Source organism: Virgibacillus sp. CM-4, from assembly GCF_000445495.1.
In the GTDB taxonomy this organism is placed as follows: domain Bacteria; phylum Bacillota; class Bacilli; order Bacillales; family Amphibacillaceae; genus Virgibacillus; species Virgibacillus salexigens.
Genome location: NZ_AUQA01000006.1, coordinates 78,891 through 95,379 on the forward strand (window position 1 = coordinate 78,891; position 16,489 = coordinate 95,379).

Annotated in this window: 15 protein-coding genes; all 15 read left to right on the top strand. The window is 36.1% G+C overall.

All coding sequences use genetic code 11. The features are described 5' to 3' along the window. The first annotated feature begins 15 nt into the window (after nt 1-15). The 15 genes from M948_RS33640 (at nt 16) to M948_RS33710 (ending at nt 16,482) form a co-directional block, all read left to right on the top strand. The gene (locus M948_RS33640; RefSeq protein WP_021290883.1) at nt 16-708 is read left to right on the top strand and encodes a response regulator transcription factor; all 693 of its coding nucleotides are present in this window, start codon (nt 16-18) and stop codon (nt 706-708) included. Beyond that, nucleotides 708-2,099 (top strand): two-component system histidine kinase PnpS, encoded by a 1,392-nt coding sequence (gene pnpS / locus M948_RS33645; protein WP_021290884.1) that lies wholly within the window; start codon nt 708-710, stop codon nt 2,097-2,099. Before M948_RS33640 ends, pnpS begins: the two co-directional genes overlap by 1 nt. Nucleotides 2,100-2,194: 95 nt before the next feature. Then, on the top strand, nt 2,195-4,831 hold the full coding sequence (gene polA, locus M948_RS33650; RefSeq protein ID WP_021290885.1) for a DNA polymerase I: 2,637 nt from the start codon (nt 2,195-2,197) through the stop codon (nt 4,829-4,831). A gap of 12 nt (nt 4,832-4,843) precedes the next feature. Further along, complete coding sequence (gene mutM / locus M948_RS33655) at nt 4,844-5,677, top strand: DNA-formamidopyrimidine glycosylase (protein WP_021290886.1); 834 nt, start codon at nt 4,844-4,846, stop codon at nt 5,675-5,677. Nucleotides 5,678-5,681: 4 nt separating this feature from the next. Next, the gene (coaE, locus tag M948_RS33660; protein WP_021290887.1) at nt 5,682-6,281 is read left to right on the top strand and encodes a dephospho-CoA kinase; all 600 of its coding nucleotides are present in this window, start codon (nt 5,682-5,684) and stop codon (nt 6,279-6,281) included. 213 nt (nt 6,282-6,494) lie between these two features. Continuing rightward, entirely contained in the window at nt 6,495-7,526 is a 1,032-nt protein-coding gene (locus M948_RS33665) for a glyceraldehyde-3-phosphate dehydrogenase (protein WP_021290888.1), read from the top strand. 177 nt (nt 7,527-7,703) lie between these two features. After that, entirely contained in the window at nt 7,704-8,087 is a 384-nt protein-coding gene (gene speD / locus M948_RS33670; protein ID WP_021290889.1) for an adenosylmethionine decarboxylase, read from the top strand. A 155-nt stretch (nt 8,088-8,242) separates the two neighbouring features. Continuing rightward, on the top strand, nt 8,243-8,638 hold the full coding sequence (locus M948_RS33675; RefSeq protein ID WP_021290890.1) for a hypothetical protein: 396 nt from the start codon (nt 8,243-8,245) through the stop codon (nt 8,636-8,638). Nucleotides 8,639-8,666: 28 nt separating this feature from the next. Continuing rightward, a complete protein-coding gene (nrdR, locus tag M948_RS33680) occupies nt 8,667-9,131 on the top strand; it encodes a transcriptional regulator NrdR (protein ID WP_021290891.1) in 465 nt (154 codons plus the stop codon). Between the two features lie 25 nt (nt 9,132-9,156). Continuing rightward, on the top strand, nt 9,157-10,497 hold the full coding sequence (locus M948_RS33685) for a replication initiation and membrane attachment family protein (protein WP_021290892.1): 1,341 nt from the start codon (nt 9,157-9,159) through the stop codon (nt 10,495-10,497). 21 nt (nt 10,498-10,518) lie between these two features. Beyond that, a complete protein-coding gene (gene dnaI / locus M948_RS33690; protein ID WP_021290893.1) occupies nt 10,519-11,445 on the top strand; it encodes a primosomal protein DnaI in 927 nt (308 codons plus the stop codon). A 494-nt stretch (nt 11,446-11,939) separates the two neighbouring features. Then, entirely contained in the window at nt 11,940-12,725 is a 786-nt protein-coding gene (locus M948_RS33695) for a 2,3-dihydro-2,3-dihydroxybenzoate dehydrogenase (RefSeq protein WP_021290894.1), read from the top strand. Nucleotides 12,726-12,755: 30 nt separating this feature from the next. Further along, nucleotides 12,756-13,931 carry an isochorismate synthase DhbC gene (gene dhbC, locus M948_RS33700; protein WP_021290895.1) on the top strand — a complete coding sequence of 392 codons (1,176 nt, stop codon included), beginning with the start codon at nt 12,756-12,758 and terminating at the stop codon, nt 13,929-13,931. Between the two features lie 25 nt (nt 13,932-13,956). Beyond that, nucleotides 13,957-15,570 carry a (2,3-dihydroxybenzoyl)adenylate synthase gene (locus M948_RS33705; protein WP_021290896.1) on the top strand — a complete coding sequence of 538 codons (1,614 nt, stop codon included), beginning with the start codon at nt 13,957-13,959 and terminating at the stop codon, nt 15,568-15,570. A 30-nt stretch (nt 15,571-15,600) separates the two neighbouring features. Further along, complete coding sequence (locus tag M948_RS33710; RefSeq protein ID WP_021290897.1) at nt 15,601-16,482, top strand: isochorismatase; 882 nt, start codon at nt 15,601-15,603, stop codon at nt 16,480-16,482. Nucleotides 16,483-16,489: the final 7 nt, after the last annotated feature.

Sequence of the window (16,489 nt, forward strand, 5' to 3'; positions counted from 1 at the left end):
ACGGGGACTGTACACATGAATGAAAAAATATTGATTGTAGACGATGAGAAGTCAATTGTTACATTATTAAATTACAATATTGAAAAAGCAGGATTCCAAACGGATGTTGCTTATGATGGGAATCAAGCTGTCCAGAAAGCCGAAAGTACCGGGTACGATTTAATAGTTCTCGATCTTATGCTGCCAGAAATGGATGGGATGGATGTTTGTAGATATCTTCGAAATAATCAAATAGACACACCAATTCTAATGTTGACCGCTAAGGATGAGGAGTTTGATAAGGTACTTGGTCTGGAACTTGGAGCAGATGATTATTTAACAAAGCCATTTAGTCCGAAAGAAGTCATTGCAAGAATCAAGGCAATTCTTCGACGGTCAACAAAAGTAGAAAAATCCAATTTTTCGTATATACAAATTGGCGAATTGACTGTTTATCCGGAAAGATATGAAGCAGAAATGCATCATAAGGTAATCACCTTTACCCGAAAAGAATTTGAACTACTTTATTATTTAGCAAAAAATAAAGGTAAGGTTATATCCAGAGATCAGTTGCTTAGTGGTGTGTGGGATTATGATTTTGTTGGAGATACTCGTATCGTGGATGTTCATGTTTCGCATTTACGAGATAAAATTGAACCAGATTCAAAAAAACCTGTTTATATAAAAACAGTCAGAGGTCTGGGATATAAAATGGAGGACCCTAGTTAATGCGATTTTTGTTTAAGAAGCCAATTTTCGGATATGTTATTGGTATTTTTCTTGTTGTAGCATTTACTGCTATTTTATTAAGTTTTTTAATCGGCCATTCCTTTGTATTAATTGCAGTGCTGCTTATTCAATTTATAGTACTATTATTATTTTTATTAAACTTTTATGACCGCTTCATAAAGCCTGTAAATAAAGCGACTAATACAATCGATGAGATTGTGAAGGGGAATTATCGTGCAAGGTTTCATCATCCTACAAGTGATAGTATTGGCTTATTAAGCACCAAGATAAATTCACTTGCACGTAATTTAAGTGAGATATCTATTCAAGAACAGATGCAATCCGAACAGTTATCCACGATTATCGAAAATACCCAAAGTGGCTTGGTTTTAATTGATTCAAAAGGGTATATTCACTTTGTAAATAAAAAGTTCATTACTCTATTTGGTAATTCTTCAAAAGCCTACCAAGGCTATTTATATTATGACGTGTTAAATAACGAGATTATCCATGAGACTGTACAAAAAACCTTTCTCTACGAACGAAATATAAAAGAAGAATTCACCCATTTTAAAGGTCTTGATAAATACTATATTGAAATAGTGGGTGCACCTATCTTTGATGATCGCAATATCTTAAAAGGTGCAGTTCTTGTACTTTACGATATTACTGAAATGAAAAAGCTAGAATTGATGAGGAAGGACTTCGTTGCTAATGTATCCCATGAGTTGAAAACACCGATTACTTCAATTAAAGGCTTTGCAGAGACATTGCTTGATAATTCTGCGGATCAATCCGATGAAAACAAAGAATTCTTAGAAATTATCTATAAAGAAAGTAATCGTCTACAACTTTTAATTGAGGATTTATTAATTTTATCACGATTAGAAAAAGAGAATTTTCAACTTGTACTATCAACATTTGATGTGAAAGAAGCCATCCATGAAATTACTCCAATTATTGAACATAAATTAACAGAAAAGAAATTATCATTTTCTACGGATGTTGAACCTAATGTAGAATTAACAGCGGATAAAGAAAAAGTAAAACAAATCATGTTAAATTTAATTGATAATGCCATTAACTACACCCCAGAAGCAGGGGAAATTAATTTATCTGCTGCTGAGGACGATGAAAGTATTTACCTTCAAATAAAAGATACTGGAATCGGTATTGCGAAGGAGTCTCTACCCCGTATTTTTGAACGTTTCTATCGTGTTGATAAAGCGAGAAGTAGAAATACAGGAGGTACAGGGTTGGGTTTAGCTATTGTCAAGCATATCGTTGAGGTGCATGACGGGGATATTCAAATCGAAAGTGAAGTAAACGAAGGGACAACAATCACTGTCATCCTTCCTAAAGTAACTGGAAGCAAAAACATTCTTGATTAAAGTGTGTTTTTGCTTTTTTGTGTTATACTGTCGTTTCACTTTATAAAGCTAGAATGATAAAATATGTTTAATGATGAATTTTCGGAGGCGAGACTATGAGCAATAAATTAGTATTAATAGATGGAAATAGTATTATTTATCGAGCCTTTTTTGCCTTGCCATTGTTGAATAATGATAAAGGTGTTTATACAAATGCAGTATATGGTTTTACAACGATGCTTCTTCGTATCCTGAAGGAAGAGGAACCTACCCATATGCTTGTTGCATTTGATGCAGGCAAGACAACTTTTCGACATACAACTTATAAAGAGTATAAAGGTGGACGTCAAAAGACACCACCAGAGCTATCTGAACAGTTCCCTTTATTAAAGGAAGTATTAGATGCATTTGAAATTGCTCATTATCAACTCGACAACTATGAAGCAGATGATATTATCGGCACATTGTCCAAGCGTGTAAGAAAGGACAAATGGGATGTAACGGTTATTTCTGGAGATAAAGATCTGCTTCAACTTGTCTCAGACAAGGTTACCGTTAATCTAACCAAAAAAGGTATAAGTGAGGTAGAGCGATATACACCTACTTTTTTGAAAAACAAAATGGAAATTTCGCAGGATCAAATTATTGACCTAAAAGCTTTAATGGGAGATAACTCTGATAATATCCCAGGTGTACCTGGCGTTGGAGAGAAGACTGCAGTTAAGCTTTTAAAGCAATTTGAGACATTAGAAAATGTATATGAACATATAGATAAAGTCAGTGGTAAAAAACTAAAAGAGAAACTTACAAATCATAAAGAAGACGCATTTATGAGTAAACAACTTGTTACGATCGAACGCGATTCGCCAGTAACGATTTCTACCAAAGATATTACTTACAATGGATATGAGCAGAAGAAGGTAAGTGAAGTTTTTAAACAATTAGGTTTTCAATCATTGCTTAGCCGATTAGATGGACAAGATGAAGAAGCTGATATGGTCTACGAAAAAGCAGAGATTGATTATACGGTTATTAACGAATTATCAGCTGATATGATAACTGGTGAAGAAGCGTTAATTGTTGAAATGTTAGGGGAAAACTATCATCAATTAGCAATTGAAGGCTTTGGGATCGTTAATGCTGAGCATGCCTATTTTCTACCAACAGAAGAAGCATTGAGGTCAACTTCATTTCAAAATTGGTTAGAAGATGGAAAAAAGAAGAAATTCGTATTTGATGCAAAAAAAACACTCGTCGCCCTTTTGAGAGAAGACATTCATATTAAAGGAATTACATTCGATATGCTATTAGCATCCTACCTACTTAATCCATCAGAGAATAATCATGACATACCGGCAATTGGAAATCGGTTCGGAAGAAATGATTGCTACTTTGATGAAGAAATATATGGTAAAGGTGCTAAATTAAAGCTGCCTGAACAAAAAGTTTTAGCTGAACATGTAATTAGTAAAGCAACTGTGATGTTTGAATTACGAAATAAGATGGAACAGCAACTTGAAGCAAATGAACAATATGATTTATATAAAGAACTCGAGATGCCTCTAGCTTTAATACTAGGTGAGATGGAGCATACGGGAGTAGCTGTTGATAAAGAACGTTTAGAAGAAATGAGAGTTAATTTAAAAGATCGATTGGATCAATTGGAGAAAGAAGTGCATGACTTAGCAGGAGAATCATTTAATTTAAATTCACCAAAACAATTAGGGCCAATTCTATTTGAAAAGCTGGAGTTGCCAGTGATTAAGAAAACAAAGACAGGCTATTCAACTGCTGCGGATGTCCTTGAACAGTTGCAAGATGAACATGAAATTATTCCGAAACTCCTATTATATCGCCAGCTGGGTAAATTACAATCTACGTATATTGAAGGCTTATTGAAGGTAGTAAATAAAGAAACAAACAAGATTCATACCCGCTTTAATCAAGCACTGACACAAACAGGAAGATTAAGTTCCATTGACCCTAATTTGCAAAATATACCGATTCGTCTAGAAGAGGGTAGAAAAATACGACAAGCCTTTGTACCAGCGAAGGAAGGTTGGGTAATGTTTGCTGCTGATTACTCGCAGATTGAATTACGAGTATTAGCTCACATAGCCAATGATGAGAAACTTATTGCTGCTTTCAAAAATAATATAGACATTCATACACAAACAGCAATGGATGTCTTTCATGTTGAAAAAGATCAAGTTACAGCTAATATGCGACGTCAAGCAAAAGCTGTTAACTTTGGCATTGTATATGGTATTAGTGACTATGGACTATCCCAAAATCTAGGTATTACTAGAAAAGAAGCGAAAAAATTTATTGACCGATATTTTGCTAGTTATCCTGGTGTTAAAGTATATATGGAAGAAATCGTTCAAGAGGCGAAACACAAAGGGTTTGTAAGTACATTGATGAAACGTAGAAGGTATCTGCCTGATATCACGAGTAGAAATTTTAATGTTAGAAGTTTTGCAGAGCGAACGGCAATGAATTCACCGATCCAAGGCAGTGCTGCTGACATTATTAAAAAAGCAATGATTGATCTGGATAACAAGTTAAAGGAAGAGAAGCTACAAGCAAGAATGCTGCTGCAGGTACACGATGAATTAATCGTAGAGGCGCCACGTTCTGAGATAGATAAACTAAAAGAGATTATACCAGCTATAATGGAAGAAACGGTTGAACTCGCCGTTCCGTTAAAAGTGGATTATGCGTATGGGGATAGCTGGTTTGATGCGAAGTAAGGAGATAAGGAGATGCCGGAATTACCAGAAGTAGAAACAATTCGAAACACTTTAAGACAATTTGTCTTAAATAAAACGATTGAGCATGTAGATGTAAGGTGGCCAAAAATCATCAAACGGCCTGATGATGTGGAACAATTTAAATCAGAAATCATAGGGCAAACGATTACAGATATCCAGCGAAAAGGGAAGTTTTTGTTATTCGAATTGGATGATTATGTTCTCGTATCCCATTTACGAATGGAGGGGAAGTATAGTGTAACTGCAGGCTCAGAACCAGAAAAGAAACACACCCATGTCATTTTCTCTTTTACTAATGGAGATCAGTTACGCTATAATGATGTTCGCAAATTTGGAACAATGCATTTATTTAAAAAAGGGGAAGAACAAGATAATAAGCCTTTATGCTTATTAGGGCCAGATCCATTTGATGATGCGTTTACACCAGAATATTTTATTACAAAGTTAAAAAAGACGGAACGAGTAATTAAAGCAGCTTTATTAGATCAAACAATTGTTGCCGGGTTAGGTAATATTTATGTGGATGAAACATTATTTAGAGCGGGAGTTCATCCATTAAAGCAAGCGAATAGATTGACTCAAAAAGAAATAAAGGAAATTCGTAAACAGGCGATAGCTACTATTCAAGCAGCTGTTATAAAGGGTGGTACAACAATTCGATCTTACGTTAATGGTCAAGGCGATATGGGAATGTTCCAGCAAGAGCTGTTTGTTTATGGACAAGAAAACAAACCTTGTAAAAATTGTGGAAAGACAATTGTTAAAATGAAAATTGGTGGTCGAGGAACCCATATTTGTACCTCGTGTCAGGTATTAAAGAGGTGAGATGATGGCATTAATCATTGGATTAACAGGTAGTATTGCTACTGGAAAGAGTACGGTTTCGCTTATGTTTGATGATTTTAATATTCCTGTTATTGATGCAGATAAAATCTCAAGAGAAGTCGTAAATCCAGGAGAGATAGCTTATGAACAAATAATTGAAACATTTGGAAGCCATATTTTAAGGGAAGATAAGACATTAAATCGTGAGAAACTTGGAGACATTGTTTTTAATGAAGAAACAAAACGAAAGCAGTTAAATGAAATTGTACATCCAGCAGTACGCAAAAAAATGCTTGATCGCCGAGACGGATATGTTAAAGCTGGGGCAACTTGTGTTGTATTAGATATACCGCTGCTATTCGAAAGTAAACTAACCACGTTAGTTGAGAAAACAATTGTTGTGTATGTTGATGAGCAAGTGCAATTAGAACGTCTAATGAAGAGGAATAATTATTCTGAACACGAAGCAAAACAACGTATTGCATCACAAATGCCTGTAAAAGCTAAAGCAGCAATGGCAGATGCAGTTATTAATAATAATCAAACCAAATATGAATCCTATGAACAGTTAGAACGTCTTTTAGCATCTTGGAATGTCATTTAATTTTACATGAACAGGTTGTCTCAATCGCAGACAACCTGTTTTTTGTAACTGCTTATTAAAATAGCCTTTAAATTCAGTAACCCTCCATAATAAATTGTTTGAAAACTAAAACTTATACTGAAATCAAAAATAAGGAACACACACAATTATAAATGTGTTATACTAATTAACAAATGAACGAAAAAAGTATAACTCAAAATAGGGGGACCACAGATGAATAAAACACGAATTGCTATAAATGGTTTTGGACGCATTGGGCGTATGGTATTTCGTCAAGCAGTTGAGGATGAACGTTTTGATGTTGTGGCCATCAATGCGAGCTATCCTGCGGAGACATTAGCCCATCTAATAAAGTATGATAGTGTTCATGGGATCTTTAACAAGGAAGTGAAAGCGCTTAAAGATTCGATTATAATAGATAACCATAAAATTGCATTAGTTAATTCTCGAGTTCCCGAACAATTACCTTGGGAAGAATTAAAGATCGATATTGTTATTGAAGCAACAGGCAAATTCAAAACAAAAGAAACTGCTGGCGGTCATTTACGTGCTGGGGCTCGGAAAGTGGTGATCACTGCTCCAGGGAAAGATGTGGATAATACAATTGTAATGGGGGTAAATGAACATACATTTAATCCAAAAACAGAAGCTATTATTTCTAACGCTTCGTGTACGACCAATTGTTTAGCACCAGTAGTAAAAATCTTAGATGACTCCTTTGGTATCGAAAATGGATTAATGACAACCGTTCATTCATTTACAAATGATCAAAAAAACATTGATAATCCACATAAAGATCTCAGGCGTGCAAGAGGATGTACGCAATCTATTATACCAACATCAACTGGAGCAGCAAAGGCATTAGGAGAAGTACTTCCACATCTAAATGGTAAACTTCATGGAATGGCACTTCGTGTACCAACACCGAATGTTTCCCTTGTAGATCTTGTTGTCGATGTAAAGAAAACAGCAACCGCTAAAGAAGTAAATCAAGTCTTTAGAAATGCTAGTAAGTCAGATTATCAAGGGATAGTCGATTATAGTGAAGCACCATTAGTTTCCATTGACTATACGACAACGGAGTACTCTGCTATTATTGATGGCTTATCTACAATAGTAATTGATGACCATAAAATAAAGGTTCTAGCGTGGTATGATAACGAATGGGGTTATTCGAAAAGGGTATTAGATTTGGCAAAACATGTCGGCAGTTTCCTGTACCAGCAACAGGCTCAGATTAGCTAAGAATAGGGACAGCTCTATCTCTATAAAAAGATTGCATTTAAAGAAGAAACAGTTTATACTTTTCGTTGTATTCTTGATTGATTGTCTTACTGCCTAAAGGGTTAGGGCCTCATCGGACTAACATTCCCCCCTTGGCAGAAGTAGGTATCAAGAAAATACCATGAGGGGGAACTTTCGATGGATACAATGGGAAGGCACATTATTGCTGAATTATGGGAATGTAATATTGATAAATTAAATAATATGGCAATGATTGAGCGAATATTTGTTGAAGCTGCGTTGAAAGCTGGTGCCGAAATTCGTGAAGTAACGTTTCACAAGTTCGCACCCCAAGGAGTGAGTGGGGTAGTTATTATATCCGAATCCCACTTAACCATTCATAGTTTTCCTGAACATGGTTACGCAAGCATTGATGTCTATACTTGCGGTGATGAAATAAATCCGAATACAGCAGTTGAATATATTGCTCGCTCGTTAGAATGTAATAATTATGAAAAAGTTGAAGTGTCAAGAGGTATTGGCCCAGTAAAAATGAAAAATATTCGAAATGTACAAATGTAAATAAAATAAGATATAATGATGGGTTGATAGTCTGCTATTAAAGGAATGGCAGATTATTAGCCCATTCTTGTTTTCTATTAGAGGTTTTATACAAAACATGTTAAAATAGTAATACTATACATAGGAATCTATATACTGTATTGGGGTGTCGAAAATTGTCGTTTCGAAATACAATTTCTAAATATTTTAGTAATCATGCAGAGACTAGAGATAATCATTGGGATCCCTCACTCCAAACACATTATTATAAAACAACTAAAGACAAAGGGATGAGTTTACTTGAGGATTTATTCCAGCGTTCTCAAGTATATGAATTACACTCAATATCCAAAGAACATGGAGAGATTAGTGTAAACCTTAAAAAAGGAAAAAAAGCATTTATTATAGCAACCATTATTATGGTAAGACCGTACCAAACCGCAGTTGATTTTTCAGTGACTACTGAATCGCTGCTACCAATTGACTTCGGTTACAGTACAAAATTAATTAAGCTACTTTATGAAGATATAAATAAAGAATTACCGTTAATAACAAAAGAGAAACAGGCATAGGTAGATATGAGGAGTGGGGTTGAACGGCATGAGATGTTCAAATTGCCATAACAAAAGTACAAAAGTATTAGACTCAAGACCAATAGAGGAAGGCCAATCGATAAGGAGACGTAGGGAATGTGAACAATGCGGTTTTCGCTTTACAACATTTGAGCGAATTGAAGATGTTCCTTTAATTGTTGTTAAAAAAGATGGAGCACGTCAGGAGTTTAGCCGTGAAAAATTGATTCGTGGCATTATTAGAGCATGTGAAAAACGACCAGTTCCATTAGAAAGGATTGAAGGGATTGCATTGGGTGTTGAGAAAGAGCTTCGCAATGAAGGGATTTCAGAGGTCGATAGTAAAGAAGTAGGTGAAAGAGTTATGGATCGACTTTCTCAATTAGATGAAGTAGCTTATGTGCGATTTGCTTCCGTATACCGACAATTTAAAGATATCAGCGTTTTTCTTGATGAGTTAAAAGATTTAATTAAAACGGATAAGCAAAATTAATCAACATGAAAGGATTAGAGTGAGGATGAACAGGATTGGCAAGATTTTACCTGTTGAAGGTTATTATGTTGTTCTCAAAGAATCATTACCGATTGACTACGCAAAATCTTTAACACATTTATATCAACCGTTAATTGGAATTCAAGCAGTTACTTTATACCAAACGTTATTACATGAGAAAGACCTACAAATGAATAATACGAAACCCCAAACTCATCATACGTTAATGAATTACTTAAATCTACCTTTAGATGAAATATATGCTGCGCGTTTAAAATTAGAAGGAATTGGTATGTTAAAAACATATCAAAAAAATAATGGAACAAACAATATTTATACGTATGAATTACAGCCTTTATTCTCACCAAAAAACTTTTTTAAAGATCCTATGTTATCTCAGCTTTTATACCACCATATCGGTATGGACAAATATAACGGATTAAAACAGTATTTTGTACAACAATCTATGGATACGTATGGGGAGAGTATAACTGCTTCTTTTCTGGATGTCTTTCAGACGATAAGACCTGTGAGTACAATAGAGGTGGAAGATGAAGAAGAACCAGCGGGAATGGTTGAGCATACAGATCTTTCTTGGATTGAGCATGTATTGAAACAACGGATGATCCCAGTACAAAAAGTACTTACTTCATATAACCGTAAGTTGATTTCCCAAATGATGTTTTTATATGATTTAGAGACATTTGAAATTGAAAAGTCCCTTTTATGGGCATTAACAGATGAAAACTACCTCCATGTGGATGAATTTAAAGCTGCGTGTCATGACGTCTTTCAATCAAAATCGAAAGGGAATAAAGTGCAGCTCACAGAAAAGGATAGTTTTATTGATGGAAACCAAACCGATCGAAAGAAACCGGAGACAAAGGAAGAGCAATTGATTCAACACTTAGAAACCATATCTCCAAAGCAACTGTTGGAAGATCTGTCTAGCGGCAATCAAGCGTCAGAACAGGATTTACGGTTAATTCGTGATATCATGACCCAACAAGGTTTACCTTCTCCAGTTATGAATGTCTTAATTCATTATGTATTACTTCAATCTAACATGAAGCTTTCTAAAGCTTATTTAGGGAAAATAGCAAGTCATTGGTCAAGAGCTAATTTGAAAACCGCTAAAGAAGCTATGGTCTTTGCGAAACAAGAAAGAAATAGTTTCCAAAAAGGAAAGACAAGCCCAAACACCTATCGAACAAAACAATCAAGAGAAGTAATTCCTGATTGGTTTAAGGAACAGAAGAGTAAGCAAAGGCAAATGGCTGCAGCCCAGGAAGAAGTCTTAGATGAAGCTAAGGAACAAAAAGAAATAGAAGCGTTGTTAAAACAATATTCAAGCAACAATAAATAAGTGTGATCAAGGATGAATAATATGAAGCCAGTACAATCCTCGCTGCAAAAGTGGATGAGAGAAAATGAGAACTTCCAGGAAAATTATTTAAAAATAAAACAAGAAATACTTAGTGATGGGGAGATTAAATCATTTTTAGCCGAACATCCTCAATTGCCACAAGCGGAAATAGATAAAAATTTAATAAAGCTTCATGAATACAAAACACAATCAAAGCAGTGTGATCAATGTACATGTTTTGAAGAATGTAAGAATATGGTTCAAGGTTATTCTCCTGTTTTACAAGTAGAAGACAAAGAGATCCATTTATCTTATGAAAAATGCCATAATCGGAAGGATTATGAAAAGCAGCGGGAGCAACAACAGATGGTTCAGAGTTTATATATGCCGAAACAAATTCTTGAAGCAACGATTGATAACATTGATACAGATCCTAAACGAAGTAAAGCGGTTAAAGAATTACTCCAATTTGTGGAACAAGCTAAGTCAGGTGTACCTGAAAAAGGGATTTATTTTTACGGTCCATTCGGAGTAGGGAAAACATACTTTCTAGGGGCTTTAGCTAACAAACTAAAAGAATTACAGCTTTCTTCGACTATTATTTATATGCCGGAGTTTGTACGTGAAATGAAGGCTTCGATGAAAGATGATTCGATAAATAAAAAGCTAGATTATTTTAAAAAAGCAGATGTACTTATGCTTGATGATATTGGTGCCGAAATGCAATCCTCTTGGTTTCGTGATGAAATTCTTGGCTCGTTATTGCAATATAGAATGATGGAGGGACTCCCGGTATTCTTTACATCTAATTACAGTATGGAAGAGTTAGAAAGTCATCTTGCACAAACGAAGACGGGCGTTGAAACGGTGAAAGCTGGCCGGATTATTGAACGGATGAAACAGATTAGTAAAGAAATTCCCATTTTCGCTGAAAATAGAAGAAAATAACGTTAGGATGCACAAGAGCTTGAATTTTCAAGCTCTTTTTTTTATAGGAATATAACGTTTACGAGGATGATTACTAAAACCAAGTTAATTCAACTGTGTCAGACTAAAGCGATTAGTGTAGTGAATCCCCCCACACTTCTGTATGAAAAAGAGACTTTATAATACGAATGTCCGTCGTAATCTTGTTACGGACCGAACGGCACGGGTTTAACAAACCTCCTTTTATTATCACCTTTAGATCGCCCCTCTAGCGCTATTCCATTTTTAAATGAAGTAATGAAAAAGACTTATACTTTAAGGATTTGACTTTTCTAGACTAATGCTTTAGAAATAGGACTTTTCATACAATTGGTAAAAAGTTCAAAAAATCACTTGATTCCATCAATGAGAACGGTTATCATTTAGTTTAAATAATGATAATGATAATCATTCTCATTATAATTATAGGTAATAATAGTTATTTATATGAAACGAACGTTGGAAGGAGTGATACCATGCAGTTTACGGGAATTAAAGGAAAGGTAGCTGTCGTTATAGGTGCTTCAGGTGGTATGGGACAGTCGATAGTTGAACAGCTTTCTGATAATGGGGCATATGTAGTCGCAATAGATAATCAGAAAGATAAGCTTTATTCATTTGTGAGTGATTTGCAGCAAAAGGGGATCCAACTAGCATCATGCCCTCTTGATATTCGTGATTACGATGAAGTTGAGAAAACAATAGAAACCATTGAGAGGGATGTTGGACCAATAGAAATACTTATTCATGCAGCTGGTGTCCTTTATTTGGACGAAGTTGTTTCGTTACCAAAAACGAATTGGGATACAACTTTTGCGATTAATACTACTGGCGTATTTCATATAGCACAAGCAGTAAGCAGAAGAATGATTCCACGCCAAAAAGGTTCAATGGTTATTGTGAGTTCAAATGCTGCACGTATGCCACGGATGTCAATGGCTGCTTATGCAGCTTCAAAAGCAGCTACCACTATGTTTGTTAAATGCTTAGGACTAGAGTTAGCGCAACATCATATTCGTTGTAATATTGTTTCTCCAGGATCTACGGAAACAGATATGCTTAAACAGTTGTGGAAAGATGAGCAAGGAGAACAAATATCGATCAGCGGAACTGCAGAAGAATACCGACTAGGAATTCCACTAGGTAAAATAGGGCATCCATTGGATGTTACCCGAACTGTATTATTCCTTACTTCTGATATGGCTGGTCATATTACAATGGAGGATATTTGTGTAGATGGTGGAGCAACATTAGGGTTGTAAAACAAGCACAATAAAAGGAGGATATTAGAAATGATAAACGCTACTGCTACAAATAAAAGGGGACAAGCACCTTTACTTGAGCATTATCAAAAGGGCGATTTTTTCCTAGCTTCACCGTTACGGACGATTTTGGGAAGAGGGGTATATTCAACTGTCGATACTTCAAATAATCATGGGTTGTCGAATCAAATTAGGAATGCATTGACTCAGGCTAAATTAGCTGGGCAAAACAAGCCAATAGTGGTAGGAGCGATTCCATTTAGTACTTCTACAGCAGCAAAGCTAGTCATCCCAAAAGATATTCGTATCGGATCCTCTCTTTCAATTCAGGATGATGAATGCAAAAAAGCATCTAGCAGTTCATTTGAAATTCAAGCTGTACCAGAACCAGAGGCATATTTGGCTGGTGTATTACAAGGTTTGGATGCTATTGAGGCAGGTTCGATCCAAAAAATTGTTTTATCGAGATCGTTACATATAACTTCAGCCAATCGAATAGATACACATCAATTATTAAAGAATCTGGCGTTTGATAACAAATCGGGTTACACATTTGCAGCTCATTTAAGTACCGAAAATGACCATTTAGAAGATCGAACATTAATTGGGGCAAGTCCAGAATTACTTGTCTCGAAAATGGGAGAAAAGATCGTGGCAAATCCGTTAGCTGGATCACGCCCTCGTTGTAAAGATCCAATTGAGGATGAGCAGCAAGCTAAAGAATTACTCGACTCAACGAAGGACTTACATGAACATACGGTAGTTGTCGAAGCGGTGAAACAATCACTACAAGGTTTTTGTTTAGAGCTAGATGTACCGAATAAGCCAACAGTAATCAAGACAGAAGCAATGTGGCATCTTTCTACTGAAATTACAGGGACTTTAAAAGATTCTCAAGTAACTTCTATCGATTTAGCAACAGCGTTGCACCCAACGCCAGCTGTTTGTGGCTACCCTACGGAGGATGCTCGTAATGCTATAGAGAAAATAGAACCATTTGATCGAGGTTTTTTTACTGGAATGGTAGGTTGGTGTGATGCATCTGGAAATGGGGAGTGGGTAGTTACGATTCGTTGTGCCGAAATACAAGGCAACAACCTTCAATTATATGCAGGAGCTGGAATTGTAGCTGGTTCAAACCCTGATGATGAGTTGGCTGAGACTGCAGCGAAATTTGGTACGATGCTCCAAGGAATGGGAATTTGAAAAAGGATAAAGGAGGAATGGCACAATGGTTTTAGCAGGATGTCCAACTTGGCCAGATGAATTTGCAACTTTTTATCGGGAAAAAGGGTGTTGGCAAGGAAAAACATTTGGACAGTTGTTGCAAGAAAATGCCAATAAATACGGAAACCAAATTGCCATGACTGACGGTGAAACAGAAGTGTCTTACAGTGATTTTAATGCAAACGTAGACCAGCTTGCAGCAGGTCTTCAAAGGTTAGGGATACAAAAAGAAGATCGTGTAGTGGTACAGCTTCCTAATCAACTTGCATTTTTTGATGTCGTCTTTGCTTTATTTCGTTTAGGAGCAATTCCCGTATATGCCCTTCCAGCACATCGGTATAGTGAGATTAGCTATTTTTGTGAATTTGCGGAAGCCAAAGCGTATATCATTCCTGACACGTATGGAGGGTTTAATTATACAGCATTAGCAAACGACGTACAAAAAAGCGTAAATTCACTTGAACATATCATTGTTCATGGTGAGACAAATGAATACACGTCGCTTTCTGAATTGTATTTACAAGCAGAATTTAAAGAGCCAGAAATTAAAGCAAGTGAAATAGCGTTCTTACAGTTATCTGGGGGGAGTACAGGGTTATCCAAATTAATTCCACGCACGCATGATGACTATATCTATACATTACACTTAAGTAATCAAATTTGTCGGATTAATGAAAATAGTGTATTTCTAGCTGTACTACCTATTGCACATAATTTCCCGATGAGTTCACCAGGCGTACTTGGAATATTGTATGCAGGTGGCAAGGTTGTATTATCTTTGGGTTCCAGTCCCGATAAAGCATTCCCGTTAATAGAAAAAGAACAGGTGAATATTACTGCACTTGTACCGCCAATTGCTCTTATATGGCTTGAAGCAATAAAAAGTCATGAAGATGATTTAACAAGTCTACAAGTAATTCAAGTTGGAGGAGCGAAATTTAGTGCGGAAGTTGCGAAACGTATTCAACCTGCGTTTGATTGTAAATTACAACAAGTATTTGGAATGGCGGAGGGCCTTGTTAATTATACACGCTTAGATGATCCAGACGAGATAATTGTACATACACAAGGAAAACCAATGTCAGCATATGATGAGATTCGGATTGTAGATGAAGAAGATACGATCGTGCCGATAGGTGAAGTAGGAGAGTTATTAACTCGTGGACCCTATACAATAAGAGGATATTATATGGCTCCAGTACATAACCGGAAAGCTTTTACTAGTGATGGCTTTTACCGAACCGGTGATTTAGTAAGTGTGAATGAACATGGTTATATCACTGTTGAAGGCCGTGATAAGGATCAAATTAATAGAGGTGGAGAAAAGATCGCAGCAGAGGAAGTCGAAAACCATTTATTGGCACATGCGAATGTATTTGATGCTGCAATCGTTGCTATGCCTGATAAATTCCTTGGTGAAAGAACTTGTGCATTCCTTATTTTAAAATCTCCTTCGGAAAAACCGGCAGATTTCAGGAATTTTTTAAGGGAAAAAGGCTTGGCTGCATATAAAATACCGGATCGTGTAGAGATTGTTGAAGCATTCCCTCAAACGCCATTTGGGAAAGTTAGTAAAAAAACATTGCGACAACAAATTGCACAAAAAATCAATATATAATCATTTATAGGATGAAAGGGAGTGAATAAGATGGGACTTCCATCTATAACAACATATCCGATGCCAAAAAGCACAGATTTACCTAATAATAAAGTGGACTGGCAAGTTGACCCGGAGCGGGCGGTACTACTTATCCATGATATGCAGCAATATTTTATGAATGCTTATGACTCTAGTCAATCACCGTTACCTGAACTAATCAACCATATTCAACAACTAAAAGAGCAGTGTAAACAAATGAATATACCAGTTTTTTATACAGCCCAGCCAGGTAATCAAGATCCAGTTGATCGAGCTCTCTTACAAGATTTCTGGGGTTCTGGACTAAGCGAAGATGCATCGGAGACGCAAATAATTACAGAACTTACTCCAGATGAATCCGATATTCTATTAACAAAATGGCGCTACAGTGCTTTTAAAAGGTCTGATTTTTTACGTATATTACAAGATAGCGGTAGGGATCAACTAATAATCACTGGCGTGTATGCGCATATTGGTTGTTTAGTGACAGCAACCGACGCATTTATGGAAGATATCCAATCATTCTTCGTTGCAGATGCAGTAGCCGATTTTTCGGAATCAGATCATAATATGGCTTTACAGTACGTTGCAAATCGTTGTGGGTATTGTTTAACTACAGAGACTGTTTTACGAGATCTTACCTCATATCAGGATGAACCTATTTCGTTTTCTAATCTAAAAAAGCAAATAGCTCATTTGCTCGACCTTGATCCTAAAGAGCTAGGAAATACGGATAATCTAATAGACGTAGGGCTTGATTCGATTCGCATGATGAGTTTAGTAGAGGAATGGCGGCAAGAGGGAATTGAAGTTAACTTTATGAAATTAGTAGAAAGGCCGACCCTAAACGATTGGTGGGAAATGATTACTGGGATACCACAAAATACATAAACTAGTG

Coding starts and splice junctions, on each gene's coding strand:
- M948_RS33640 (WP_021290883.1), top strand. CDS start 16: ATGAATGAAAAAATATTGATTGTAGACGATGAGAAGTCAATTGTTACA.
- pnpS (WP_021290884.1), top strand. CDS start 708: ATGCGATTTTTGTTTAAGAAGCCAATTTTCGGATATGTTATTGGTATT.
- polA (WP_021290885.1), top strand. CDS start 2,195: ATGAGCAATAAATTAGTATTAATAGATGGAAATAGTATTATTTATCGA.
- mutM (WP_021290886.1), top strand. CDS start 4,844: ATGCCGGAATTACCAGAAGTAGAAACAATTCGAAACACTTTAAGACAA.
- coaE (WP_021290887.1), top strand. CDS start 5,682: ATGGCATTAATCATTGGATTAACAGGTAGTATTGCTACTGGAAAGAGT.
- M948_RS33665 (WP_021290888.1), top strand. CDS start 6,495: ATGAATAAAACACGAATTGCTATAAATGGTTTTGGACGCATTGGGCGT.
- speD (WP_021290889.1), top strand. CDS start 7,704: ATGGATACAATGGGAAGGCACATTATTGCTGAATTATGGGAATGTAAT.
- nrdR (WP_021290891.1), top strand. CDS start 8,667: ATGAGATGTTCAAATTGCCATAACAAAAGTACAAAAGTATTAGACTCA.
- M948_RS33685 (WP_021290892.1), top strand. CDS start 9,157: ATGAACAGGATTGGCAAGATTTTACCTGTTGAAGGTTATTATGTTGTT.
- dnaI (WP_021290893.1), top strand. CDS start 10,519: ATGAAGCCAGTACAATCCTCGCTGCAAAAGTGGATGAGAGAAAATGAG.
- M948_RS33695 (WP_021290894.1), top strand. CDS start 11,940: ATGCAGTTTACGGGAATTAAAGGAAAGGTAGCTGTCGTTATAGGTGCT.
- dhbC (WP_021290895.1), top strand. CDS start 12,756: ATGATAAACGCTACTGCTACAAATAAAAGGGGACAAGCACCTTTACTT.
- M948_RS33705 (WP_021290896.1), top strand. CDS start 13,957: ATGGTTTTAGCAGGATGTCCAACTTGGCCAGATGAATTTGCAACTTTT.
- M948_RS33710 (WP_021290897.1), top strand. CDS start 15,601: ATGGGACTTCCATCTATAACAACATATCCGATGCCAAAAAGCACAGAT.